This is a genomic window from Sphaerothrix gracilis Ecp01 (genome assembly GCF_030405905.1).
In the GTDB taxonomy this organism is placed as follows: domain Bacteria; phylum Cyanobacteriota; class Cyanobacteriia; order Phormidesmidales; family Phormidesmidaceae; genus Sphaerothrix; species Sphaerothrix gracilis.
Genome location: NZ_JASATW010000001.1, coordinates 263,732 through 290,312, shown reverse-complemented (window position 1 = coordinate 290,312; position 26,581 = coordinate 263,732). Strand labels below are relative to the sequence as shown.

20 protein-coding genes are annotated in these 26,581 nt (G+C 53.3%); 14 read left to right on the top strand and 6 right to left on the bottom strand.

Annotated features, from left to right (window positions below; genetic code table 11):
- Nucleotides 1-114: 114 nt before the first annotated feature.
- Complete coding sequence (locus tag QJQ48_RS01335) at nt 115-744, top strand: Uma2 family endonuclease (protein WP_346289371.1); 630 nt, start codon at nt 115-117, stop codon at nt 742-744.
- Here QJQ48_RS01335 and QJQ48_RS01330 read toward each other — a convergent pair.
- From QJQ48_RS01330 to glmS, 3 genes are all read right to left on the bottom strand, one after another.
- On the bottom strand, nt 698-823 hold the full coding sequence (locus QJQ48_RS01330; RefSeq protein ID WP_346289370.1) for a hypothetical protein: 126 nt from the start codon (nt 821-823) through the stop codon (nt 698-700). The genes QJQ48_RS01335 and QJQ48_RS01330 overlap by 47 nt on opposite strands.
- 2 nt (nt 824-825) lie before the next feature.
- Nucleotides 826-1,032, bottom strand: a complete 207-nt coding sequence (locus tag QJQ48_RS01325) for a Uma2 family endonuclease (RefSeq protein WP_346289468.1) — start codon at nt 1,030-1,032, stop codon at nt 826-828.
- Between the two features lie 185 nt (nt 1,033-1,217).
- Nucleotides 1,218-3,122, bottom strand: a complete 1,905-nt coding sequence (glmS, locus tag QJQ48_RS01320; RefSeq protein WP_346289369.1) for a glutamine--fructose-6-phosphate transaminase (isomerizing) — start codon at nt 3,120-3,122, stop codon at nt 1,218-1,220.
- Between the two features lie 282 nt (nt 3,123-3,404).
- Here glmS and QJQ48_RS01315 point away from each other — a divergent pair, with 282 nt between their 5' ends.
- The 5 genes from QJQ48_RS01315 to QJQ48_RS01295 all read left to right on the top strand — a co-directional run bounded on the left by QJQ48_RS01315 (nt 3,405) and on the right by QJQ48_RS01295 (nt 10,895).
- Complete coding sequence (locus tag QJQ48_RS01315; protein WP_346289368.1) at nt 3,405-4,604, top strand: sensor histidine kinase; 1,200 nt, start codon at nt 3,405-3,407, stop codon at nt 4,602-4,604.
- A 76-nt stretch (nt 4,605-4,680) separates the two neighbouring features.
- Nucleotides 4,681-5,265, top strand: coding sequence for a TetR/AcrR family transcriptional regulator (locus tag QJQ48_RS01310; RefSeq protein ID WP_346289367.1), 585 nt, complete (start codon nt 4,681-4,683; stop codon nt 5,263-5,265).
- 92 nt (nt 5,266-5,357) lie between these two features.
- Nucleotides 5,358-6,347, top strand: a complete 990-nt coding sequence (locus QJQ48_RS01305; RefSeq protein ID WP_346289366.1) for an NAD(P)/FAD-dependent oxidoreductase — start codon at nt 5,358-5,360, stop codon at nt 6,345-6,347.
- 302 nt (nt 6,348-6,649) lie between these two features.
- Nucleotides 6,650-9,910, top strand: coding sequence for a PAS domain S-box protein (locus QJQ48_RS01300; RefSeq protein WP_346289365.1), 3,261 nt, complete (start codon nt 6,650-6,652; stop codon nt 9,908-9,910).
- 391 nt (nt 9,911-10,301) lie between these two features.
- Nucleotides 10,302-10,895 carry an RNA polymerase sigma factor gene (locus QJQ48_RS01295; RefSeq protein ID WP_346289364.1) on the top strand — a complete coding sequence of 198 codons (594 nt, stop codon included), beginning with the start codon at nt 10,302-10,304 and terminating at the stop codon, nt 10,893-10,895.
- 54 nt (nt 10,896-10,949) lie between these two features.
- Here QJQ48_RS01295 and QJQ48_RS01290 read toward each other — a convergent pair whose 3' ends face one another.
- The 3 genes from QJQ48_RS01290 to QJQ48_RS01280 all read right to left on the bottom strand — a co-directional run bounded on the left by QJQ48_RS01290 (nt 10,950) and on the right by QJQ48_RS01280 (nt 13,030).
- Complete coding sequence (locus QJQ48_RS01290) at nt 10,950-11,561, bottom strand: J domain-containing protein (protein WP_346289363.1); 612 nt, start codon at nt 11,559-11,561, stop codon at nt 10,950-10,952.
- 89 nt (nt 11,562-11,650) lie between these two features.
- On the bottom strand, nt 11,651-12,268 hold the full coding sequence (locus QJQ48_RS01285; protein WP_346289362.1) for an ATP-dependent Clp protease proteolytic subunit: 618 nt from the start codon (nt 12,266-12,268) through the stop codon (nt 11,651-11,653).
- An 81-nt stretch (nt 12,269-12,349) separates the two neighbouring features.
- Nucleotides 12,350-13,030, bottom strand: coding sequence for an ATP-dependent Clp protease proteolytic subunit (locus tag QJQ48_RS01280; protein ID WP_346289467.1), 681 nt, complete (start codon nt 13,028-13,030; stop codon nt 12,350-12,352).
- A gap of 338 nt (nt 13,031-13,368) precedes the next feature.
- Here QJQ48_RS01280 and QJQ48_RS01275 point away from each other — a divergent pair, with 338 nt between their 5' ends.
- The 8 genes from QJQ48_RS01275 to QJQ48_RS01240 all read left to right on the top strand — a co-directional run bounded on the left by QJQ48_RS01275 (nt 13,369) and on the right by QJQ48_RS01240 (nt 26,579).
- Nucleotides 13,369-14,607, top strand: a complete 1,239-nt coding sequence (locus QJQ48_RS01275; RefSeq protein WP_346289361.1) for a vWA domain-containing protein — start codon at nt 13,369-13,371, stop codon at nt 14,605-14,607.
- A 330-nt stretch (nt 14,608-14,937) separates the two neighbouring features.
- Complete coding sequence (locus QJQ48_RS01270; protein ID WP_346289360.1) at nt 14,938-17,481, top strand: glycogen/starch/alpha-glucan phosphorylase; 2,544 nt, start codon at nt 14,938-14,940, stop codon at nt 17,479-17,481.
- Between the two features lie 112 nt (nt 17,482-17,593).
- Entirely contained in the window at nt 17,594-18,289 is a 696-nt protein-coding gene (locus QJQ48_RS01265) for a Uma2 family endonuclease (RefSeq protein WP_346289359.1), read from the top strand.
- A 180-nt stretch (nt 18,290-18,469) separates the two neighbouring features.
- Nucleotides 18,470-19,594: a D-alanine--D-alanine ligase family protein gene (locus tag QJQ48_RS01260; protein ID WP_346289358.1), complete on the top strand. Its 1,125-nt coding sequence runs from the start codon at nt 18,470-18,472 to the stop codon at nt 19,592-19,594.
- 100 nt (nt 19,595-19,694) lie between these two features.
- The gene (locus QJQ48_RS01255; protein ID WP_346289357.1) at nt 19,695-21,332 is read left to right on the top strand and encodes a dipeptide ABC transporter ATP-binding protein; all 1,638 of its coding nucleotides are present in this window, start codon (nt 19,695-19,697) and stop codon (nt 21,330-21,332) included.
- Nucleotides 21,333-21,452: 120 nt separating this feature from the next.
- On the top strand, nt 21,453-23,180 hold the full coding sequence (locus tag QJQ48_RS01250; RefSeq protein ID WP_346289356.1) for a diflavin flavoprotein: 1,728 nt from the start codon (nt 21,453-21,455) through the stop codon (nt 23,178-23,180).
- Nucleotides 23,181-23,184: 4 nt separating this feature from the next.
- Nucleotides 23,185-24,933 (top strand): diflavin flavoprotein, encoded by a 1,749-nt coding sequence (locus tag QJQ48_RS01245; protein WP_346289355.1) that lies wholly within the window; start codon nt 23,185-23,187, stop codon nt 24,931-24,933.
- Between the two features lie 203 nt (nt 24,934-25,136).
- Entirely contained in the window at nt 25,137-26,579 is a 1,443-nt protein-coding gene (locus tag QJQ48_RS01240; protein ID WP_346289354.1) for an isochorismate synthase, read from the top strand.
- The last annotated feature ends 2 nt before the right edge of the window (nt 26,580-26,581 follow it).

Sequence of the window (26,581 nt, the reverse complement as noted above, 5' to 3'; positions counted from 1 at the left end):
ATTTGAGTGATACATCTTTTGTCTAGCCTAGCGTTCTCCCTGCGAAACTAGCCTGTATCTATCGACAGGAACCGAGCTACCCTGAAGGGGAGCAGCTCAGCTAAAACACTCTCTATGACCGCTCTTAAACCTCGCAGCGATCGCGTTTTACTGCACCACATTAGCTGGCAGCAGTTCGAGCGTCTGCTGGTAGATTTAGGCGATCAGCGATCGGCGCGGCTAGCTTACGATAATGGGACCCTAGAAATCATGACGCCGCTGCCAGAGCATGAATATTACAAGGAAGTCATTGGCGACGCGGTTAAAGATATTGCGGATGAACTGGATATCGACTACGAATGCTACGGATCTGCAACCTGCCGACAGGAACTGAAAAAGGCTGGGGTTGAGGCGGATAACTGCTTCTATATTCAGCATGAGGCTCAGGTACGAGGGCAGCTTGAGTTCAATCTAGAGCGAGATCCACCGCCTGATTTGGCTTTGGAGATAGATTTAACCAGCAAGTCTCTAGCTCGCCTGCCAATCTATGCCCGTCTAGGTGTACCTGAACTGTGGTGCTATGACGATGGATCGCTGAAAATCTTTTTGCTCCGCGGAGCTGTCTATCAGGTGAGCGATCGTAGCTTGGCATTTCCCAGTCTGCCCCTGCAGGAACTGCCCCATCTAATAGAGCAATATCGCAGTCAGGGCCGTCGAGCTATCCGCCGGGCTGTGCGTCAGTGGGTGCAGCAGCACTCAGGCTAACGTTGGCATCAGCCAGCGGCTTAATCGCGCTATCGTCTTCATGCTGCGATCGCTGCAGCGCCTCTTCCACCAGTGCCATTTTCAAACCTGGCAGCACCTCAGAAATTTGTATTTGTCTGCTCGCCCGGCGGCGATAGAAAAGGCAATCACCTCCTGGGTAACCACATTGATCACCCAATATTCTCTGACACCAAGGCGCTCATAGCGTAAACGCTTAAATCCTAGTTCGTCGTTAAGAAAACTGGCCCCTAGCTCGACTGTCAAAGTCGGTGGGCCATAGAGCTCTATGCTGATTGGCGCATTGTCTTGAGGCGGTAGCTGAAAGTTGGGACCAATCTAAAAAGCTATATCCGGCTGGCAGCCCTGTCCTCGCATTTTGCGAAAGCTGCAGTTGATAAATTTGGCCACTCTGAAGCCTAGCTTTGAGGTCTGTAGAGGTTGCTACAGACCTCAAAGCTTCAGCAATAATCGCTTTACTCCACCGTGACGCTCTTAGCCAAGTTGCGCGGCTGATCGACATCGAGACCCCGACGGGCAGCAATATGATAGGCCAGTAACTGCAGCGGAATCACCGTCAGGATGGGGGAGAGCAGCTCGTCTACGGTGGGCACGGGCAGCAAAGAATCAAAGGTATCCTCGGCTTCAGGGTCATTTAGGGGCACGACGCCGATGAGCTGAGCATCGCGGGCCTTCGCCTCTTGGGCATTGGAGAGCACCTTTTCGTAAACAGAACCGGGCATGGCGATCGCCACTACAGGTACTTTGGCATCCAGCAGCGCGATCGGCCCGTGCTTCATTTCGCCTGCTGGATAGCCTTCCGCGTGAATGTAGCTAATCTCTTTCAGCTTCAAAGCGCCTTCGAGCGCCACCGGGAAGTTGATGCCTCGCCCCAGAAAGATAAAGTCCTGGGTTTCAGCAAAATCATGGGCCAACTCCTCGATATAGCGCTCCTGGCTTTCTAAAATCAGCTCAATTTGAGCCGGAAGCTGGCGCATTTCGGTCAAAATCGTGCTGAACCGCTCTGGTGACAGGGTTTTGCGAATATAGGCCAGTTCTAGGGCTAAAAAGTAGAAAGCCATTACCTGAGCGGTAAAGGTTTTGGTAGCAGCCACGCCAATCTCAATTCCCGCGTGGGTGTCAATAATGTGGGACACCATGCGCCCTAGAGAACTTTCTGCCCGGTTCGTGATGCCCAACAGACGCGGCTGAAACTTGACCTCTGCCTGCTGCGATCGCCGCTTTAGCTCCATTGCCAGGGCCGCTAGCGTATCGGCTGTCTCTCCAGACTGGGTGACGCCGATAGTTAGTGTATTTGGCGTCAGCGGCGAGGGCGAGTAGCGAAACTCCGAGGCATACTGCACCATTGTGGGAATATCGGCGAGCTGCTCTAGCAGATACTTACCGATGAGTCCGGCGTGCCAGCTCGTGCCGCAGGCCACAATCTGAATATGCTCTAGCCCCTGTAGTAGCTCTGGGTCTAGGTCTAAGCGCACTGGAGAGGTGTGGCTATCCAAGCTCCAGGTTTCGTCAATATAGGTTTCAATCCCCGTGCGGACGACTCCTGGCTGCTCGTAGATTTCCTTGAGCATGAAGTGCTTGAATCCCTGCTTCTCCACCATGATGGGGTTCCAGTTGAGGGTGCGGGGAAACTTCTTGAGGCGATCGCCCGCAAACGTATACACCTCCACTCCCATAGGCGTCAGCCGCGCTAGCTCGCCATTCTCTAACGGCAGCACCGCCCGCGTATGGGGCACAATCGCAGGCGTATCTGAAGCGCAGAAAAACTCTCCCTGGCCAAAGCCAATCAGCAGCGGTGCCTGCTGCCGCACCACGATTAACTCATCGGAAAAATCTACGCAAATAATCGCCAGCGCAAAAGCCCCTTCCAGGCAGTTGGCCGCCAGTCGCACCGCTTCTAGAAATAGTGACTGCAGGCTCAGCGGGCTCAGCTCGTGGGGCGGATTTTTCATAAATTCCGCAATCAGATGGGGCACCACCTCGGTGTCCGTATCGGAGAGAAACTTATGCCCTTTGGCTTTGAGGTCTTCGCGCAGTTCCCGGTAATTTTCAATGATGCCGTTTTGCACCACGGCAATGCGCCGGGCCGTATCCGTGTGGGGATGAGCGTTATATTCTTCAGGTTTGCCGTGAGTGGCCCAGCGAGTATGACCAATACCGACGCGCGCTGGATTTTCAGAGCCTTCTAGCTTGTCTTGCAGGTTTTTTAGCTTGCCCTTCGCCCGCGTGCAGTGCAGCTCGCCTTCTAAGATCGAGGCGATTCCTGCCGAGTCGTAGCCACGATACTCCAGCTTTTGCAAACCCTCTAACAGGATGCTGCTAGCGGGCCGGGTGCCAATATATCCAACGATTCCGCACATAAAACTGACTCCTTACCCAGTAAACTGGAGATCACATACTTGCTCTTTAGCTTGTAAGGCTAGCGCAACAATCTTGACTGCTCAATAGAATACACGCTGTGGTCAATGGCAAAGATTTTACCTGTCACAGCCAGCGATTGTGTCTATCATCTTCGATTTTTCTACGCGAGATCTGCCAGTTGCCCGTATTTCCGTTTTTACGTTGGACTGCCAAAGTTCCAGTCATTTTGTTCCAACGCCGCTTAGCAGCTATCTAGAAGTTTATAGACACACCGTATAGCTATGAAGGATCTGGGTCGGGCGCTACTGCGTAAAGTGAAGCCTATTACCAAGCAGTGGATGGTATCGGTTTTGGCTGATGGCGAAATCGACAGCGTACGGCAGCTTACCCATGAAGCCATTTACGATAGCCTGCCTGAGGTACTAGAGGCGATCGCCACGCTGCTGAGCCAAGACATTCAAGATGATACGGATGGCCTCAACTGCAACAGCTTAGAGCACGGCATTGTCAGGGCAGAACAGGGCTTTGATGCCTCAGAGATTGCCCGTGAGTATCGCCTGCTGCGAGAGGTGATCTTTGCGGCTTTGGAAGAAGATTTACTGACCGGGACGGCCATAGAGGTCCTAAACGCAGCGCGGACCATCAATTCCGTCCTCGATCACGTCATTATTGTCAGCCTAGAGAGCTACATTCAGCAGCGCCTGACCGATTTAGTCAAGATTGAGGAGCAGCTCTCTCTAACCGGGCAAGAGCTAAACCGTTTGGCTCGGCTACATCAGGAACAGCTCTCTCAGCTAGCCCACGAGCTGAAAAATCCGCTGAACTCGATTCTAGGATTTTCCAGTCTTTTGCTGAAAAAGTTTCAGGGCCGCACAGAGCAAGGGGAAAGTCACCCTGCCGATCTGCAAAACATTGAGCGGGTTATTCGCAACGGTCGTCATCTCTTAGCGCTGATCAACAACAGCCTAGACATGGCTCGATCTGAACTGGGCCAGCAAGAGCTTGATATTGACGCTTTTCCGCTGCGAGAGCTGCTAGACGATTTGGTTGCCAACACGCTGCCGCTGGCTCAGCAGAAGCAGCTGACCGTCGTGATGGACTGCGATCGCGCTCCGACTGAAGTGACGACGGATGAAGTCCGGCTGCGACAGATTATCAGCAACCTGCTGAGTAATGCCGTGCGTTACACCGAGAAAGGAACCATTCGCATGACCTGCGAACAGCTAGACGGGCAGTCATGGACAATTGCGATCGCCGATACAGGCATTGGCATTCCGCCTGAGATGCAGGAGCGCATTTTTGAACCTTATTTTCGAGTCGGCAGCGCCGAACTAGATGAACAGGAAGAGGGAACGGGGTTAGGACTGGCGATTGTCAATCGCTTGGTAGTGCTGCTGCAGGGGCAGATTGAGCTAACATCAGTTCCTAATCAAGGTTCTACCTTCACCCTAACTTTTCCGCGATCGCTGAATCAGGCTTAATGCTTTAAGAGCTACTTGCAGCCCGCAGGGTAAATTAGGGTTGATCTGTTCACCTACCTTCTAGTAGAATGGCGACATGGAGGCAATCGATACTAAAACCCAAATCCTGGACACAGCTCAGGCGCTGATTGAGCGCGTTGGCGTCAACGCTATGAGCTACCAGGACATCAGCAAAGCCATCAGTATTCGCAAGGCCAGCATTCACTACCATTTCCCCACTAAAGACGATTTAGTAGCAGCCCTGCTCGATCGCTATAACGAAAGCTTTCTAAAGCGGTTAGAGGCGATTTTGAGCGCTGATGTCGGTTCTGTCGAAAAGCTGCAGCGATACTGTCAGCTATTTGTCGCCAAGCTCGAATGCGGGGATCAAACTCAGGCTTGTCTTTGCAGTATGTTGGGGGCCGAGCTAGAGACGCTGAAAAGCCCTTTGGCCCAGCGGGTATCAGGCTTTTATCAGGCTAATGAGCGGCAGCTAGCTCAAATTTTGGCCCAGGGGCGACAGGCGGGAGAGCTAGCTTTTTTGGGCGATATTGAAGCAATGGCCAAGCTGATGTTCTCTCTGTTAGAGGGCGGTATGCTGATTGCCCGGGCTCAGGGCGGTGTGCCCTACTACGAGACGATTATTCGGCAGATGATGCTGATGGTGGGTGTGAGAGCCTAAAAATTTTGTTTGCCTGCCTATCATCTAGAAGGTTTGTTTTTGTAGTCAATTAGTTTGTAGTCAATTAGTTAAAGTCAATTTCGAGGTTAACAATGCTTTTAACGAAGAAAACAGTTGCCGATCGCAGCGATCGCATTTATGACGCCGTCGTAGTTGGTGGGGGAGCTGGCGGACTTTCCGCTGGTATCTACCTGCAGCGCTATCTGCTTGACAGCCTGATTATCGACAAGGGGAAAGCCCGCTCGTTTTGGATGCAGGAACTGCACAACTATCTCGGACTGCCCCCTGATACGCCAGGTCGAGACTTACTAAAACAGGGCAAAGAGCATTACCTCTCAGTCGGCGGCGACTATCTCAACGCCTTTGTAGAAGAGGTGATTGACGAGGGCGAAACTTTTCTGGTCAAAGTGAAAATTGGGCGGAAAAATAGCGTTGAACAGACATTCCGCACGCGCTATCTAATTGCGGGCAGCGGCATCATCGACAATCTGCCTCAGCTCAGCAACATGCAAAACGTGTTTGACTACGCGGGCTACAATCTGCACGTTTGTCTCATCTGTGATGGTTATGAGATTGCCGACCAGCAGGTAGGAGTTTTTGCCAGTTCTGAAGGCGCTCTAGGCGTAGCTGAGCCACTGCGCTGGTTTACGCCCTATATCACCCTGTTCACCCACGGCCAGTTCTCTGTCAGCCCAGAGAAGCGCCAGCACTATGAAAATCTTGGCTTCACCCTGGTAGAAACCCCCATTCAGCAGTTCCTAGGCCGGAATCATCAGATGACGGGGGTTGAGCTGACGGACGGTTCTACCGTGTCACTTGATGCGGGGCTAATTTCTATGGGGTCGCGCTACCATGCCGACTATCTAGAGGGCCTGAGTTTAGAAAAGCAGGGAAATAACCTGGTTACAGACGAGATGCGCCGCACCTCTCATCCCCGCATCTTTGCCATTGGCGATCTCAAGGCAGGGTTAAATCAGGTGGTGGTGGCGGCATCTGACGGGGCGCTGGCGGCGACGCAAATCTGGCGCGACATCCGCCGGGTAGAGGGGACGCGGCGCCCACGCGTTGATGCTGCCGCTTGAGGCAAGATGGGCGATCGCCGCTGGCTGGCAGCTCGATTTAGACCGTGATTGTCGAACGGGCTGAGACCTGATTTTGCGATCGCGCTTCCTAGAGCAGCCTGGGCTTTGAGGCTGTTCTAGGGGCCCAATGGAGTTGCCCATTGCCCAACTGGCGTTTTGGGTGTGAAGCGGAGCCATAGCGTAGTTCGATCGAGGTCCATAGCTCGATAACATTCATCACCGCTATATGATGAAAACACGAATCAATCAAGATTATCGATGCCTCGTTCCCGCTTCGTTTTTGATTCACGCTCTGGTTAAAGATGTCCAACACTTTGCCGCCAAAGCCATTGACTACACCTGTCCCCGCAAATGAGACTGAGCGGTTAGCGGCGCTGCACCGCTACCAGATTCTCGATACGCCTCCTGAAGTAGCCTTTGACCGCATTACCCGGTTGGCGGCGCGTTTATTTGACAGTCCCATTGCCCTCATTTCCTTAGTAGATGAATCGAGAGCCTGGTTTAAATCTTGTGTTGGTTTTGGGGCTAGTGAAGTGCCACGGGATGCCACTTTATGTAGTTTTGCGGTCTTAACTGATGAGCCGCTGATTGTTCCTGATACCCGGCTGGACGAGCGCTTTGCCTGCAATCCCTTTGTTCAGGCCGAGCCGGGCGTACGATTTTATGCCGGTGCGCCCTTGCTCAGTCATGACGGCTTCAATCTGGGCACCCTCTGCCTGCTCGACAGCCAACCTCGCGCCCCCCTAACGCCAGAGCAGCAAGCCACGCTAGTTGACTTGGCCGCTATGGTGGTCGATGAATTGGAACTGAGACTGGCAGCCCATCAAATCGCTCAAATCGATGTTGCCTTGCGATCAATCACCCAAGGCGTCGCAAGGGCCACAGGAGGGGACTTTCTAAAGGCGCTAGTGCAGCACTTTGCCCAAGTTTTGGACGTCAACTATGCCTATATCAGCGTCATAGAAGGTGATGTTCCTAAAGTATTCCGAACGATCGCCCTCCATGCCCACGGTCAAGCCAGTGCAAACCTGGAGTACCCGCTGCAGGGGACACCGTGTTGGGAAGTGATTATGCAGCGTCAAATTTGCTGCTATCCGCGCCATGTGCAAGCTCACTTTCCCCGCGATTCGCTGCTGCAGCAACTTGCCATTGAAAGCTATATGGCGATTCCCTTTTTTGACTCCAGCGGCACGCCTTTAGGTGTATTGGGCGTGATGGACGGCAAACCACTGGAGCAGGTCTATTTAGTAGAGTCTTTGCTAACGGTCTTTGCCGATCGAATTGCCACTGAGCTGGAGCGACAGCAGGTTGAGCGAGAGCGAGAGCGATTCTTGGCTGTCGCGTCAGATTTACAAGTAGTTGCTGGAACAGACGGCTACTTTCAGTGGGTGAGTCCCACGTTTGAACGATTGCTCGGTTGGACGATAGAGGAAATGACCTCTCGTCCCTGGAGATCCTTTGTTCATCCCGATGACATCAACTCATCGGTGTCAGAAACCGACAGCCTGTTTTCTGGTAGTCCAACTTTGGCGTTTGAAAATCGATATCGCCACAAAGATGGCTCTTATCGCTGGCTGCTATGGAACGCTCATCTCTATCCACAAGATCAAATTGTTTATGGGGCGGCGATTGATATCACCGAACGTAAGCAAGCAGAAGCGGCACTGCGAGTCAGCGAGAAGCAGAGCCGCGATATTTTAGAGAGCATTACGGATGCCTTTTTTGCCCTCGATGACGATTGGCGATTTACCTATGTGAACCAGACCGCTCACCGGTTATTCAATCGCACGCCAGGCGATTTAATTGGTAAAGATCTCTGGGAAGAATTTCCGGGGTTACAGGGCAGTGAGTTTGAGCAGATGCACCGCCGCGTTATGCGCGATCGCGTAGCTGAATCGCTGACGACATTTTATTCCGATCATGATCGGTGGTACGAAGCTCGTGCTTATCCGGCTATCAATGGCATTACGATCTACTTCAGGAACGTCACCGAACAGATTCAAGCTGAGGAAGCATTGCGTCTCAGTGAAGCTCAGTTTCGCCGCATCTTTGAGTGCAATATGATTGGCATGGGTATCTGGACCCGATTGGGCTGCATTACCGATGCCAACGATGCCTTACTCGATATTATCGGCTACACCCGACAAGACCTGAACGAGGGGCGGCTCAGCTGGCAAGAACTGACTCCGCCAGAGCAGGCTGAGCGCGACCAACGAGCCATCGCTGAGATTGACTTGCGCGGGATTTGCTCGCCTTTTGAGAAAGATTTCATTCATAAACGGGGGCATCGTGTCCCCATTTTGCTGGGTGGAGCAGGCTTTACAAATAACCCAGAGGGGGGCTTTTTCTTCGCGATTGACTTAAGCGATCGCAAAGAGATGCTGCGCAAAGAACAGGCTGCTAGAGAAGAAGCCGAACGAGCAAATCGGCTCAAAGATGAGTTTCTTACGGTGCTATCTCATGAGCTGCGATCGCCCCTTAACCCGATCCTCGGCTGGACGCACTTGCTGCAAAACGGCAATCTCAACGCCGAGCGTCAACGCAAAGCCCTGACAACAATTGAGCGCAACGCCAAATTACAGACGCAGCTGATTGACGATCTGCTCGACATCTCGCGCATTATGCAGGGCAAGCTGAGCTTAACAGCCGCCCCTGTCAATTTAACATTGGTGATTGCGGCAGCAGTGGAAACAGTGAAGCTGGCAGCCGAAGCTAAAAACATTCAAATCTCACTCGACTTAACGACTCAGATCACTCCCGTTTCCGGCGATGCCGCCCGCTTACAACAAGTCCTTTGGAACTTGCTGACAAACGCTGTCAAGTTCACGCCAAAAGGGGGACAAGTGACCATTGGACTACGGCAACTTGATCAGTTCGCTCAGATTCAAGTCTCTGATACTGGCAAAGGGATCGAACGGCAGTTTTTACCCTACGTATTTGATTATTTCCGTCAGGCAGATTCCAAAACAACCCGGCAGTTCGGCGGCTTGGGCTTGGGGCTAGCCATCGTACGGCAAATTGTGGAAATGCATGGGGGTACCGTTCGGGCCGAGAGTGAAGGAGAAGGCCAGGGTGCAGTCTTTACCGTACAGTTGCCCTTCAGCTGGCCTACGCAGTCCAGCGAGTTAGAATCGCGGCATGACCATGCCATAGCAGAGGCTTCTTTGATTAACCTAAAAATTCTGGTAGTAGACGATGATGCGGATACTCGTGAGTTTCAGGCATTTCTGCTGGAACAAAGCGGTGCCCAGGTAACTGCTGTTGCTTCTGGATTTGAAGCACTGCAGGTTCTCGATCGATCTATTCCCGACGTGCTGGTGAGCGACGTGGGTATGGCGAAAATGGATGGCTATAGGCTAATTCAGCAGATTCGCTCGCGCCCTCAAAATCAAGGCGGTCGGGTGCCCGCGATCGCCCTCACCGCTTACGCCAGAGATGTCGATCGGCAGCGAGCATTGCAGGCTGGCTTTCAACAGCACCTCTCTAAACCCATCGAACCTCAAGCCCTAATTCAGGCGGTTGCCATGCTGGGCCAAGGGCCTACCAGCACAGCTCCAGAATAACGGTGAAATATTTGGCGATCGCGGTTAGAGAGGAAGCTGCGATCGCTAACTGAAGACATCAGCGATCGCCAAAGTCAGTCAACTCTGCACTTCCGGCCAAAGGTCAGGATTTTCCAAGTATTTCCAATTACGGATCCATTCCAGGAAAGGGAGAGGCCATAACTTTATCTAAAATCTATGGCTTTGACGGCTCGACGCTTGTAAAGCAACGCAGTTCAATGCCAGCTTTTTGGAGATAGGCCGGTCTATACGTGAGAAGAAGGCTGATGAATGGGTCTATTGTAGGGTTGCCGCAACATCAGCGACTTATCACCTGGATAGTGATTTGAGCAAGCCTGTCACAAATTTGTCAGGATTGCCACTATAAAGTGGTGCTTGCCCCCCTACGACGATGAAAAAAATCTTTCCACCGTCTTATGATTCGCTAGACATCGCCGTTGCTGAAATCCTCGAAACTGGAAATCCCTATGCCTATTCCACATTGACTACAATCGAACGCTATCTGCGCCAGTTTCATCTAAACCGATTCACAGAACCGGCTGAAATTTTAGCTCTGGCTTATTTGCGTGGTCGAAAAGCCCTCCGCCAGGGAAAGCAAATCAGCAATCCCCATGCCTGGTTAAAGGGGACGGCGCTCAATATTATTCGTGAACACCATCGTCAAGCCCAGCGCGTCTTAACGATGGATGCCGACTGTCTCGATCTAGTGGCACAGACTTTGGAAGAAGATGCCTTTGAATCAAGCGATCTCTCAATTCAGCTCCGCGCTCTATGGCAGGCGCTGGAAACCCTTGCCCAAAGCGATCCCGCTGCTGCCGAACTTTTGCGGCTGAGATTTATTGAGCAGCTCAGTTGGGAAGAAATTCGCAGCTATTTTTGGATTCAAGCTAACGATTTACCTAGCAACGTGGCCCTGCGGCAGCGAGTCTGCCGCGCCAAAAAGCGGCTGCGGCAGTTATATCACACCTGTGAGGCCCAAGCTTAAATTTCTAGCTAGTTTGTCAATCGGTCTGCCAGTCTAGAACCGTTTTCTCAAAACTCAAGCCTCAGGATTAGAGTTAACAGCCTGAGATCCCACAGCAGCCCGCTCTAGCTGTTCAAAATCTTGTTTAATCGCTTGCCACAAAGCCCGGTTATGGGGATCGGTGCGCAGCGCTTTTTTCAGATAAATGCGGGCTTTACTAAACTCTTTTTGGCCGGTCAAATTATGGGCCCAGCGCTGATAGGTGATGGCCTGCCACTGCTTCACCTCTGGATCAAGGGGCATACGCTGGGCTAAGCCCTCTACTAAAGCGATCGCTCTTGGCAGCTTTTGCTGCTTGAAAAGAATCTGTAGCTGATCAAAGGAAGTTTGCTTCAAAGCCTGCTCCTGCGGTGTCAGGCTGGGATGGGCCTTCACCCGAATAGCAGGCTCAGCCTGGGCGACAGGCAGGTCCGTCTCAGAACTATCCGGTATGGCCTCTGGCTGCACGATACGAGCGATCGCCCGGTAAGCCTCTGTCACCTGAATAAATTTTTCTTTTGCCTGCGGATTATTGGCATTGGCGTCTGGATGATACCGCCGGGCCAAACGCCGATAGGCCGCCTTGACATCAGCAAAGGCGGCCCCCTCTCTTAAACCCAAAACTCGGTAGTCGTCTGCAAGCGTCATCCGTTAGAAGGATGGCAGAATTCTAAATAACTCTGCCATTCACTTTAGCAACTCGTTAGTCGTTCGCTACAGTTTTTGCCCAGTTTGAACTAGACAGCTTTTTCTTCGCTCTTTTCTTCAATCACGCGATCGATTAGCCCGTACTCCATCGCCTCCGCCGCTGACATGAAATAGTCGCGATCGGTGTCTTTTTCAATTTGCTCAATGGACTTGCCGGTGCGATCGCCCAGCATCTCATTCAGCTCACGCTTGACGCGGAGAATTTCCCTGGCTTCAATCGCAATATCGGTAGCCTGCATCCGCTGCTGCCCGGTACCGCCCATTGGCTGGTGAATCATGATGCGAGCATGGGGCAGGGCTAGGCGCTTGCCTTTGGTTCCGGCTGCCAGCAAGAACGCTCCCATAGAAGCCGCTAAGCCCACACAAATAGTAATGACCTCGGACTTGATGTACTGCATCGTGTCGTAAATGGCCATCCCGGCGGTGACAGAGCCACCAGGAGAATTAATGTACAGGTAAATCGGCTTGGAGGGATCGTCTGAATCGAGGTACAGCATGGCCGCCACGATAGAGTTGGCGAGCGAATCTGTCACCTCTTGTCCGAGAAAAATGATGCGCTCTTGGTTGAGACGAGTATAGATATCAATCCACTGGGTATACTGACTGCCCGGCAGACGATAAGGAACTTTGGGAGTGCCGATAGGCATGGCTATTCTCTCTTAATTGTCTGAGTTAGCAAGAATGAAAGTTGAAAAGGCAGCTGGCGGAAAACTTTGCCGCAACCGCTTCTAGCTGATAGCAGCAGGCGTTTTCGGCAGTTCTGAAGGACTCTCTAGAATGCGGTCAATGATGCCATAGTCTTTAGCCTCATGCGCATTCATGTAAAACATGCGGTCAGAATCTTTCATTACCTGCTCTGGGGACTTATCGGCATTCTTGGCCAAGATGTCCATCATCGTACGCTTGTTGTTCAGCACTTCCTTGGCGCGAATTTCAATGTCAGTAGCCTGACCTTGAGCACCACTACGAGGCTGATGCAGCACAATGCGGGCATGGGGCAAACTAGCGCGGTAGCCCTTCGTGCCTGCCGACAGAATGACGGCAGCCGTTCCCATTGCCTGACCAATACAGATGGTGTGAACCGGCGGCTTGATGTAGCTCATGGTGTCACAGATGGCAAAAGCCTCTGTGTCATAGCCAATCATGTTGCCGTCATACCAAGAGGTACCCGTAGAGTTGATATAAAAATAAATTGGCTTATCGGGATCATCAAACTGCAAATACAGCAGTTGAGCCACAATTAGCTCAGTGACATCGATGCCTACCTGCTGTTTGACGTTGTCTGAAGAGTATAGGGGCAGTCCTAAATAAACAATACGTTCCTTCAGAAGCAGAGACGGCAAATCCGGGGGCGGTGTGCGATAAGAAGCATCACCATAATAAGGAGACTGAACAGCTCGAATATCCATAAAGCTGTGAAAGCGGCAGTGTTTGCTAAAGTCCATCCGCAAAGCCTTCAGAATTAGGCCATAACAGGCTCAAACCCAAAGGCAGAATGGTTTTTACAGTGTAGCGCGTGGTTGAACGTAGCGGTGGTGACGGATAACCCTACTTGGGTCAAGAGAGATGGAGGAGTGGGCTGAGAATTTCGGTTTGCAGTTTGGGTAATTCAGAGTGGGGGTGTTCGCCGGAGGACTGCCGGAAAATGAATATTTTTGAGTGAAGCAAGAATTATGGATTTATAAGCGATAGCTTTGAATTGGCAAAACTTATTAGCCACGTTTTATTAGATAAGGAGTCTTAGGTTATGCGGGTGGGTTTGCAGTGCAGTTTGAGCGATGCCAATTTGAATATGGCCCAGCCGAGCAATCAGCGGCAGCTTTCTATCGCCATTTCGGCGATCGCTGAGCAGCCCGGTCGCAATGCCCCGCTTAACTTGTGCCTAATTTTGGATCACAGCGGTTCGATGCAGGGCAAGGCCCTAAAGACGGTGAAGCAGGCCGCGAACCGGATTGTAGAGGGTCTGTTGCCCCACGATCGCATTTCAATTATCGTCTTTGACCACAAGGCCAAGGTGCTGGTGGCAAATCAGCTTGTAGAAGAACCGATCGTGATCAAGAGCCGGATCGATCAGCTTAAGGCCAGCGGCGGCACCTGCATTGACGACGGCCTCAAGTTGGGGATTGAGGAGGCCGCCGTCGGGCGACAGAACAGCATTTCCCAGGTCTTTTTGCTCACAGATGGAGAGAACGAACACGGCGACAACGAGCGCTGCCTGAAGCTGGCTCAGCTTGCGGCTGACTATAATCTGACCTTGAGTACGCTGGGCTTTGGCGATCGCTGGAATCAGGACATTCTGGAGCAAATTGCCGATGCCGGTAACGGTAGTTTGTCCTACATTCAGGAGCCGGAGGCGGCCATAGATGTGTTCAATCGCCTGTTTAGCCGCGTGCAAACCGTTGGCCTAACCAATGCCTATCTGAAACTAGATTTAGCGCCTCAGGCCCGGCTAGCCGAACTCAAGCCGATTGCTCAGGTGGCCCCTGAAACGGTTGAGCTGCCGGTTCCAGACGATGCAGCTCCTTTGAGCATTCGCCTAGGCGATCTGATGGTGGACGCGCCCAGAGTAATTTTGACTAACCTCTATATCAGTCAGTTGCCGATAGGGACGCATCCGATTGCCTCGGTGCAGGTGCAGTATGACGATCCGGCTCAGGGACAGACGGGGCTTACTTCCGAACGGGTGACGGTTGAGGCCAGCGTACAGTCTACCTATCAGCCCGTACCTAACGACCAGGTACAGCAGCACGTACTAGCGCTAGCTAAATACCGCCAAACTCAAATTGCTGAAAACAAGCTGAAGCAGGGCGATCGCCAGGGTGCGGCCACCCTACTGCAAACCGCTGCTAAAACAGCGCTGCAGATGGGCGATCAAAATGCGGCGACGGTGCTGCAGGAAAACGCTACGCGGCTGCAGACTGGCGAAGAACTGTCAGAGCGCGATCGCAAACGCACCCGCATTGTCTCCAAAACAACGCTGCAGTAACGCATTTATCCCTAAACTGCTTGTGCAGACTGGAGGCCTGGGCCATTAGCAGACCCATTGCTCACGCCGCCACCTTACCGGCAAAACATAACAAGAACTTCATCTTCACTCAGGTAGGCGCTCTCAAAAGGGCTTAATTTCTCAGAGCCGTACAACGATTTTGTACGGAACGTGTACTTTCTCGTAATATAGTTCTTTCTTTTTAATTAAGGCAAAATGTGTAGGCCGATACCCAGAGTATGGGAATACACGTTTTAAATAGTTTACGCATTCGTTTAGCATTGTCTTTCGGCTTGATGTCGGAAGCATGATTGCCACAGGAATCTATATATGCAAACCGCTCAAAAACTGCAAATTGAGACTGCTCACGTCGAAGACGACAGAACAGGACTCAGTATCGAAACCCTCAAGCGGGCATTTCTTGACAACCTTTTCTACATTCAAGGCAAGTTTCCCCGGCTAGCGACCCAGCATGACTACTACATGGCGCTGGCTTACACTGTGCGCGATCGCTTGCTACAACGCTGGATTAGCACAGCGGTTACCTACACAGAACAAAGTTCACGCACGGTTGCTTATCTTTCGGCTGAGTTTTTGATGGGGCCACAGCTCGGCAACAACCTGATCAACCTGGGCATTTATGACCGAGTCCAGCAGGCTATTGAAGAATTAGGGCTGGACTTAGACACGCTTTTAGATCAAGAGCAAGAACCCGGTCTGGGCAACGGTGGCCTCGGGCGGCTGGCCGCCTGCTACCTTGACTCAATGGCCACTCTAGAGCTGCCAGCTCTGGGCTACGGAATTCGCTATGAGTTTGGTATCTTCAAGCAGGGAATGCAAAATGGCTGGCAGGTCGAGTTTACGGACAAGTGGCTGAAGCTGGGCAATCCCTGGGAAGTGGCTCGGCCTGACTGGGCTGTTGATGTCAAGCTGGGTGGCCACACTGAGCCTTATTTGGATGCCAACGGTCACTACCGCGTCCGCTGGATTCCGCGTCAAATCGTTAAAGGCGTTCCCTACGACACGCCCATTCTGGGCTACAAGACAGACACCTGTAACACGCTGCGTCTGTGGTCAGCTCAAGCGCCTGAATCGTTTGATTTTGAAGCCTTCAATTCCGGTGACTATCTGGGCGCGGTTCAGGCAAAGATCTCGTCTGAGAATTTATCTAAAGTTCTCTACCCCAATGACAATGTCTCTCAGGGTAAGCAGCTGCGGCTAGCCCAGCAGATTTTCTTTGTCTCCTGCTCGCTGCAGGATATGATTCGGATTCTGCTACGCCAGGGCTTGCCTCTGAGCGAGTTCAGCCAGAAATTCACGGCGCAGCTCAACGACACCCACCCGGCGATCGCCGTGGCTGAGCTGATGCGCCTACTGGTAGACGAGCACAGCATTCCCTGGTCACAGGCTTGGGAAATTACCCGCAATACGTTTGCCTACACCAACCATACCCTGATGCCAGAGGCGCTAGAGCGCTGGCCGGTTGAGATGTTTGGGCAAATGCTGCCGCGCCATTTAGAGATTATTTACGAAATCAATCATCACTTCCTAGATGAGGTACGGGCCAAGTTTCCGGGTGAGGGCGATCGCATTCGCCGTATGTCTCTGATTGACGAATCGGGTGAGCGCTTTGTCCGCATGGCGAATTTGGCCTGTGTTGGCAGCTATGCCATCAATGGAGTAGCGGCTCTCCACACCGAGCTGCTGCAGAAGGATGTGCTGCGGGACTTCTACGAGCTGTACCCCGAAAAGTTCAACAACAAAACGAATGGCGTGACCCCGCGCCGCTTTATGGTTCTGAGCAATCCGCGTCTCACCCATCTGCTCAACAACACCATTGGCGATAGCTGGATTCAGCACCTCGATCATCTCAAAAAGCTGGAAAATCACGTTGAAGATGCGGGCTTCCGCCACAACTGGTGGGAGATCAAGCAGGCTAACAAACGTGATTTAGCAGCTTATATTCAGGCACATAACGGCATTACAGTTGATCCAGACTCGATGTTTGACATTCAGGTCAAGCGCATCCACGAGTACAAGCGTCAGCACCTGATGGCGCTGCACATTATCACTCTGTACCATCGTCTTAAAGCCAATCCTGATTTAGACATTACGCCGCGTACCTTCCTGTTTGGCGGCAAGGCGGCGCCGGGCTATACGATGGCGAAGCTGATGATCAAGCTGATCACGTCAGTTGCAGATGTGGTTAACAATGATCCGGTCGTGCGCGATCGCCTCAAAGTGGTTTTCCTCAAGAACTTTAACGTCAGGCTGGCCCAGCATATCTATCCGGCAGCCGATCTGTCGGAGCAGATTTCAATGGCGGGCAAGGAAGCCTCTGGTACGGGCAATATGAAGTTTGCCATGAACGGAGCGCTAACAATTGGCACCTTAGACGGCGCTAACATTGAAATCCGGCAGGAAGTTGGGCCAGAAAACTTCTTCCTCTTTGGTCTGACGGCTGCTGAAGTCAAGGCCCTAAAAGCCAGCGGCTATAGCCCCTGGGACTACTACCAGTCCAATGCCGAACTGAAGCAGGTGATTGACGCCATCCAGCAGGGTGACTTCTCTGATGGCAATTCTGACCTGTTCAAACCGCTAATTGACTCGCTTCTGAGCTGGGACAATTACCTGCTGCTGGCAGACTATCAGTCCTACATTGACTGCCAGGAAAAAGTGAGCCAAGCTTACCGCGATCGCGATCGCTGGACGCGCATGTCTATTCTCAATGCGGCGCGGATGGGCAAGTTCTCTTCCGATCGCTCGATTGCAGAATACGCTGAGGATATCTGGAAGTCTTCAGGCGTCAAGATTGAGCTGACTACCAATGAGCGTCTGAGCCGCAACATCACCCAAGAAGCTCAGCTACAGTAAGCTCTTAATCTTGTAAAAGTGAGGGTTTTGCCAGAGCGCGGTTAACCGCGCTCTTTTTTGTTGCTAAAGGTAGCCGATAAAATAGACGACACAGCCTTTATAAAGCAGCTTTATGGTAAGCCGTCCCTCAGCCCAAGTTCCTCCTTTAGAAGCAGGCGATCGCCTAACCCGCCCGGAATTTCATCGGCGCTACGCCCAAATGCCCCATCTGAAAAAAGCTGAACTGATTGAGGGAAAAGTCTACATGCCCGCCGCCCTACGTTTTAGAAGTCACGGTCAACCTCATGGCAGGATCATAGGCTGGTTGTCTCTTTATGAAGCCGCTACCCCTTACGTATTGTTCGGCGACAACCCTACGGTACAGCTAGATTTAGACAATGAACCTCAACCCGATGCGGTTTTACTGATCCAGCCGGAGGCTGGTGGACAGGCGACTATTAGTTCAGATGACTATATTGTGGGTGCGCCGGAGCTGGTGATCGAGGTGGCCGCCAGCAGCGTGTCAATTGACTTGTACGAAAAGAAGCGGGCCTATCGTCGCAACGGCGTCAGGGAATACATTGTCTGGCAGGTGCTAGATCAGGTTTTAAGCTGGTTCGCCCTAGAAGAGGGAAACTATCAGCTCATAGAGGCTGACTCAGCGGGCATCATTCGCAGCCGTCAGTTTCCAGGGCTGTGGCTGGCGGTTGAAGATCTGCTAGCGGGCCAAATGCTACAGGTATTTTCAACCTTGCAGGCGGGGCTAGCAACTGCTGAGCACAAGCAGTTTGTAGAGCAGCTCAAAGCCGCCGCCAACCCAGAAAATTAGGAAATTTTAGCGACCTTTCCGGATAGGCGGCTGTTTTTTAGAAGAGTGGAATGGTAGATGCACCCTGATTGATAACCCCTGAGAGACCTGGAGGGATCTCGGGGGTTTTCTTTTGCGCCAGAGCATGGCCCAACGTGATAGGCTAGCCAAAATTAATGGCAGCGGTGGAGGAAACGGGTAATGGCAAAGATGCGGGTGGGCCTATTGTTTGGCGGCTGTTCCGGTGAGCATGAGGTGTCGATTCGCTCCGCTCAGGCGATCGCCAAAGCGCTCTCTACCGGGGCCAACACTGACAAATACGAAGTCCTGCCTGTTCATATCAGTAAAGAGGGTCGCTGGCTGATGGGCGAAGCCGCACAGCAGGTCTTAGCCGCAGGCACGCCGCTGCAGTTAGCGGACTCAGAGGCTCAAGCCAGTCCCCCTTCAGCCCCGTCAGAAACAGCCGCGCTCACCTCCAATCCACAATCTCCCCTCGATCGCCTCCCTGTCCTTAATCAGGTCGCCGCCGTCGATATTTGGTTTCCGATTCTGCACGGCCCTAACGGCGAAGACGGCACCCTCCAGGGACTGCTACAGCTGATGCAGGTGCCCTTTGTCGGCTCTGGGGTGCTGGGGTCAGCTGTGGGAATGGACAAGCTGGCGATGAAAACGGCTTTTGCCCAGGCCGGACTGCCGCAGGTAAAGTATGTGGCTGTGACCCGGGCTGAGGTCTGGTCAAATCCCTGTGTGTTTCCTAAGCTCTGCGATCGCATTGAAGCAGAACTGGGCTATCCCTGCTTCGTCAAACCGGCGAATTTGGGGTCTTCAGTGGGTATCTCTAAGGTGCGATCGCGCGATGAGCTAGAAAAAGCTCTCGACAGCGCCGCTAGCTACGATCGCCGCCTGATTGTGGAAGCGGGCGTGACGGCCCGCGAGGTGGAGTGTGCCGTTTTAGGCAATGACAATCCCAAAGCTTCGGTTGTGGGGGAAATCAGCTTTAACAGTGACTTTTACGACTACGAAACCAAGTACAGCGAAGGGCAGGCAGATTTAACTATTCCAGCAAATTTGCCAGATGAAGTGACTCGCCGGATTCAGGAAATGGCGCTGCAGGCGTTTCAGGCTGTAGACGCGGCAGGCATTTCACGGGTGGACTTTTTCTATGTGGAGGAGACTGGCGAGGTGTTAATCAATGAAATCAACACCATGCCCGGATTTACCGCCACCAGCATGTACCCGATGCTGTGGCAGACCAGCGGCGTTTCATTTCCGGATTTGGTAGATCGGCTGGTTCAATTGGGGTTAGAGCGAACCGCTAGCCATTGATGATGAACCGCAGGGGTTGAGTCTGGCTCAGTCTCCACTAAATGCGGAGACTGCCAAACTTCCACCCATATCATCCTTGCACGCTGCATTCTGGGGAATCATGACGCTGTTTCAAATCGATCGCTTTCATGTGGCCTATCCCGGTCAGTCTGACTGGGCGGTGGAAGATGTCTCCTTTTCCCTGGCACCGGGGGAGCGGTTGGGCCTAGTGGGCGAATCGGGCTGCGGCAAATCCACCCTGGGCCGGGCGGCTCTGCGGCTGATGCCGTCAGGAACGCGGATTGAAGGCAACGCCACTTTTGAGGACGAATCAATCCTCAGCTTTTCCCCCCAGCGGCTGCGACAGTTTCGCGGTGAAGCAGTTTCGCTGGTGTTCCAAGACCCGATGACCCGGCTAGATCCGCTGATGACGATTGGCGATCACTGCGTCGAAACCTTGCTCGCGCATCAGCCGCAGCTCTCTAAACAGGCGGCCAAAGAAAAAGCGATCGCTACCCTGGCAGCGGTCAATATTCCCCGCGATCGCTGGAGCCAGTATCCCCATGAGTTTAGCGGCGGTATGCGGCAGCGGGTAGCGATCGCGCTGGCGCTGCTGCTAGATCCCAAGCTGATTGTGGCGGACGAGCCTACCACCAGCCTGGATGTCACGGTTTCGGCCCAGATTTTGCGGGAGCTGACCCGCCTCTGCCAGGAACGCAACATGGCCCTGATCCTGATTTCCCATGACTTGGCGCTGGTAGCGGAATACTGCGATCGCGTAGCGGTGATGTACCGGGGCCAGCTGGTAGAACTCGGCCCGGTGCAGTCGGTGATGTATCAGCCCCAGCACGCTTACACCCAATCGCTTTTGGCGGCGGCGCAGCAGCTCCAAGTTGAGGGCGGGCAGCAGATTTCGGTAGCAGACCTGGCGGCCACCCCCCAGCCGTTGCTCAAAATTGAAAACTTGAAAAAGCACTATGTGCTGGAGCAAAACTTTATTTCGCGGCTGTTTTCTCAGAAAGCTAGCGCCGCTATTAAGGCGGTTGACGACGTGACGCTGTCGCTCTATGCCGGCGAGATTTTAGGGCTGGTGGGCGAATCGGGCTGTGGTAAAAGCACCCTGTCTCGCACCATTTTGCAGCTCATTCGTCCGACCGCTGGCAAAGTTGAGTTTGACGGCACTGACCTCACGGCCCTCTCCGGTTCGGCTCTGCTGCGGCAGCGGCGAGAAATCCAGATGATTTTTCAAGATCCCCACGCCTGCCTCAACCCAATGATGACGGTAGGACGCGGCATTGCCGATCCATTACTGATTCACGGTTTGGCGACCCCTGCCGCCGCTGCTAAGCAAGTTCATGCCATGCTAGAGCGGGTGGGGCTGACCCCAACTGAGGACTATTTTCGGCGTTATCCCGGCGATCTCTCTGGCGGGCAGCAGCAGCGAGTAGCGATCGCCCGTGCCCTGATTCTCCAGCCCAAACTGCTAATCTGCGATGAGCCAGTCAGTATGCTCGACGCCAGCGTTCAGGCTCAGGTGCTGGAGCTAATGCTGACGCTGAAAAAAGAATTCGATCTCACCTATCTCTTTATCACGCACGATCTTTGGGTGGCTCGCTATCTTTGCGATCGCATTGCCGTGATGCAAAAAGGCAAAATTGTTGAGCTTGGCCCCACCGAGTCCCTCTTCACCCAGCCCCAGCACCCCTATACCCAAACACTGCTGCAGGCCGCGCCGCTGCTGGCGAAGCAGGCTTCTTAAACGGTCTCATAAGCAATTGTTACTAGCAGGAAAATGGAATTTGCGGCAAAATAAAGACATAAAAAACATGTATGTTGTTTAAGTGGGGTCAGGGCTGGCCCTAGGAATAGGAGGTCATTTATGGTTGCAACTGCACCCCAGCTCAAGAAACGGCTAACAACTCAGATGGCTGAGATTGCCGCTGATACGACTACGCTGCGATCGCTCGACTGGGATCGCGATCGCTTTGATATCGAGTTCGGTCTGCAAAACGGCACCACCTACAACTCTTTCCTAATTCGCGGTGAGAAGGTTGCCCTAGTTGATACCTCCCACGCCAAGTTCCGCCAGCTTTACCTAGATCTGCTGCAGGAGCAGATTGACCCGGCGGAGATTGACTACTTGGTGATTAGCCACACCGAGCCGGATCACAGCGGCCTGGTTAAAGACGTATTGGCCTTAGCGCCTAACATTACGGTCGTCGGGGCTAAAGTGGCGATCGCTTTCCTCGAGGAACTGGTAAACCAGCCTTTTGAAAAAAAGGTGATTAAAAATGGCGATACCTTAGATTTGGGCAACGGCCACGTGCTGGAGTTTGTCAACGCGCCTAATCTGCACTGGCCCGATACCATCTTCACCTACGACCATAAAACCCAGGTGATGTACACCTGTGACGCCTTTGGCCTGCACTACTGCAGCGACGCCACCTACGACGAAGATTTAGAAAAAATCTCTCCCGACTTTCGCTTTTACTACGAGTGCCTCATGGCTCCCAATGCCCGCTCGGTGCTGTCCGCCATGAAGCGGATGGATGCCCTGGGTGAGGTTTCGACGATCGCCACGGGCCACGGGCCGCTGCTGCGCCACAACATTGAAGAACTCACCGGGCGCTATCGCCGCTGGAGTCAGGAAAAGGCCAAGTCTGAAACCACCGTTGGCGTCTTCTACACCTCAGACTATGGCTACAGCGATCGCCTTTCTCAGGCCCTGGCACGAGGCGTTACCAAAACCGGGGTAAACGTGGAAATGGTGGATATGCGATCGGCAGATCCCCATGATGTGCAGGAACTGGTCAGCCGCTCTCAGGCGCTGCTGGTGGGAATGCCGCCTTCTTCTGGCCCAGAGGCCAAAACGGCGCAAAAGACGCTCGGCATGATTTTGGCGGCGGTGAATAGCAAGCAGGCCGTTGGGCTGTTTGAATCCTATGGCGGTGATGACGAGCCGATTGACCCGCTGATGACCAAGTTCCAGGATTTGGAGCTAAAGGTAGTCTTTGAGCCGATTCGGGTTAAAGATACCCCGTCAGAAGCGACCTACCAGCTTTTAGATGAAACGGGAACCGACCTGGGCCAGGAGCTTAACCAGGCCAAGAAAATCAAGAAAATTAAGTCGCTTGATGCCGACTTGCAGAAAGCGCTAGGCCGTATTAGCAGCGGACTTTACATCATCACGGCTCAAAAGAGCGACGTTAAAGGTGCGATGCTGGCTTCCTGGGTGGCTCAGGCCAGCTTCAAGCCGCTGGGCTTTACCGTAGCGGTGGCTAAAGACCGGGCGATCGAGTCGCTGATGCAGGTGGGCGATCGCTTTGTGCTCAACGTGCTGGAAGAAAACAACTACAGCGACTTAATGAAGCACTTCCTTAAGCGCTTCCCCCCCGGAGCCGATCGCTTCCAGGGAGTTCGCACCCGTCCGGCAGAAAACGGCTCACCAATTCTGGCCGATGCCTTGGCCTACCTGGAGTGTGAGGTCGCTAGCCGCATGGAAATGAGCGATCACTGGCTGGTGTACTGCACCGTGCAAGACGGTAAGGTTTCAGACCCCGAAGCCATGACGGCCGTTCACCACCGCAAGGTTGGCAACTACTACTAAGACTATGACGACAACTTCTGACTCTCCGGCCCCAGCGTCACTGGAAAAGCCGCGTGACGTGCAGCTATTGGCGATCGCCCCGGATACCCTAGCCCTGCGATCGCGCAGTTGGAACCGTCTGCGCTTTGAGATTGAATACGCCTTGGAGCGGGGCACGACCGCTAATAGCTATTTGATTCGCGGTGACAAGCTGGCGCTAATTGACCCACCCGGCGAATCCTTCACTGAGCGCTTTTTGGCGGCGCTGAAGCAGCAAATTGATCTCTCTGAGCTAGACTACGTCATTCTGGGTCACGTCAACACCAATCGCCTAGAGACGCTAAAAGCGCTGCTAGAGCAAGCGCCCCAGGTAACTCTGGTTTGCTCTAATCCGGCAGCGATCGCCCTGCGAGAAGCCTTTGAGCAGCCCATCAACGTTCAGGTGATGAAGGGAGCGCCGGACGAACAGCTCGATCTAGGGCAGGGGCATCAGCTCCAGTTTCTGCCGGTGCCTACTCCCCGCTGGCCGGACGGCTTGTGGACGTATGACACCTACAGTCAGGTGCTCTACACCGACAAGTTCTTCGGTGCTCACGTCTGTGATGAACTGGTCTATGACCTGGGTTGGCAGGCGCTGCTGGAGGATCGACGCTACTACTTTGACTGTCTGATGGCCCCCAGCGCTCGTCAGGTACTCACCGCCCTAGAAAAGCTAGACGATCTGCCGAGGGTCTATCTCTACGCCCCCGGACACGGGCCGCTAGTGCTCTACGGCCAAAATGAGCTGACCCAGCTCTACCGCCAGCGCAGCCAGGAGCAGCAGGCTCAGACTCTCTCAGTCACGCTGATTTACGCTTCGGCCTATGGCAATACGGCCACCATTGCGCAGGCGATCGCCAGAGGCGTGACTAAAGCAGGGGTTTCTGTAGAGTCTATCAATGCTGAAGTGGCTGAGACGGAAGAAATTCGAGCCGCGATTGAAAAATCGGCTGGCTTTTTGATCGGCTCGCCCACCCTGGGCGGTCACGCGCCGACGCAAATTCAAACGGCGCTGGGAACGATTTTGGCCGCCGCTTCTAAGACTCAGCTAGCAGGGGTCTTTGGTTCCTTTGGCTGGAGCGGCGAAGCGATTGATCTACTCGAAAATAAGCTGAAGGATGCGGGCTATAGCTTTGGCTTTGAGCCAATTCGGGTCAAGTTTAAGCCTACCGATGTGACGCTGAAGTACTGCGAAGAGGCGGGCACTGACTTTGCCCAAGCTCTGAAGAAGGCCAAGCGACCTAAGGCCACTCGTACTCCAGCCTCGGCGGTAGAGCAGGCAGTGGGACGGCTTGTGGGGTCGCTGTGTATCGTCACCGCCAAACAGGGGGATGTGGCCAGTGCCATGCTAGCGTCTTGGGTGGCCCAGGCCACCTTTACCCCGCCCGGCTTTACGGTGGCGGTTGCCAAAGATCGGGCGATTGAAGCGCTGATGTATCCGGGCAGCCCCTTTGTCCTGAATATTCTGGCTGAAGGGCAGCATTTAGGCCCGATGAAGCATTTCCTCAAGCCTTTTGGCCCCGGAGAGGATCGTTTTGCTCACATAGAAACCGAAACGGCTGAAAATGGCTCACCCGTACTCAAAGAGGCGATCGCCTATCTGGAGTGCGAGGTCAGCAGCCGGATGGAATGTGGCGATCACTGGGTTGTCTATGCCACTGTCACCAGCGGTGAACTGCTGCAGCCAGAGGTGAAAACCGCCGTTCACCACCGCAAATCGGGCACTCATTACTAAGGAGCATTGCTGAGGCTTTATTGCGGTCACTGGTGAAGGCTAAACTAAATATGCTACGTGTAGGGATACTGGCTTATTTGAGGATGGTTGCGGGGTGCCTGCCAGCACCTTTGTGTTTTAGGCATTTGGCCTAAGGAGCTGCTTCCCTCTGCCTCATGCCAGATTTAAATACTGGACTTATAAATCCTTGATATTGCCCATCCATGCCAGTTGTCCCCTATCGGCCTGATCTTTTTCAAAACTGCGAAGAGATACACCACTTTCTACAGGACTGCCAAGAAAAAGCAGTCCGCGATCGCTGCGCCAAAATTGCCAGTTTCTCCTTAGAGATTGAGCCATTAGATCCCATCGATTTACTTTCTGGGCTAGCCGAGAGCACGACGGTTCACTTTTACTACGAAGCCCCAACCCAGCAGCGAGCCGTTGTCGCTTGGGAAAGCGCTACGGCCTATCAGAGCAGCGGTTCTCAGCGCTTCCAGCAGGTGCGGCAGTTCATTAAAACTCAGCTCAGCCACATTGTTCGCTATCGTCCTCTACTTGCTAAGTCGGCTGAGCCGCGTTTTTTTTGTCGCTTTACTTTTTTTGAACAGGCTAGCGGGGCTTTCCCCGCCGCCAGCGCTTTTCTGCCACGGTTTCAGCTAGTGCGCCAGCAGCAGCGCTTCAGCCTCAGCTTGAACTTACCGATTACGGCCCAATGCAGTCTAGACAAGGTTATGCGAGAGATCCAGACTTGTCTGACCCGGCTGGAAACCTGTCGGATGCTGGCAACCTCGCTGCAGACGGCTCGGACTTTAGTACCCGCCTGTGGGGCTGCGCCGCAGCAATCCTTAAGACACAGCCGCTATCTAACCTCGTTTCGTAGCGGCGTCACCCACGTTTTAACCCAGATTCAGCAGCAGCAGATGCGTAAGGTGGTGCTGGCCCATGCGCTAGATGTCGAAACGTCAATTCGATTTTGGCTCCCGGCTTCTTTAGCAAATCTGCGACAGTGCTATCCAGACTGCTATATTTTCTCCACCAGTAATGGCCGGGGACAGACCTTTTTGGGCGCTAGCCCTGAGCGACTCATCAGCATTAGTCGCGGCCAACTGCTGACCGATGCCCTAGCTGGCTCGGCTCCTAGGGGCCAAACTGAACGACAAGATACCGCGATCGCCCAGCGCCTCCGCCACAGCCGCAAAGAGCGCTATGAGCATCAGGTGGTGGTCGATTTTATCGGTCAGCGCTTACGCCAGCTAGGACTCCAGCCTCAACACAGCCACACCCCAAATCTGCTGCGGCTCTCTAATATTCAGCACTTACACACGCCCATTTGCGCTCAGCTCAGCCCTGAGCATCACCCGCTGAAAATTTTAGAAGTGCTACATCCAACGCCAGCCGTAGCCGGATTTCCCAGCGAAACGGCCTGTGATTTAATTCAGCAGCATGAAAGTTTTGAGCGATCGCTCTATGCAGCGCCGCTGGGCTGGGTGGACGCTAACGGCGACAGCGAGTTCATTGTCGGTATTCGCTCAGCGTTGATCAATCAAAATCAGGCGCGGCTCTATGCCGGGGCAGGCATTGTCGCTGGCTCCAATCCAGACAAAGAAGTAGCCGAAATTCAGCTTAAACTGCAGGCGCTGCTGAAGGCGCTAGCAGTGGAATAGGG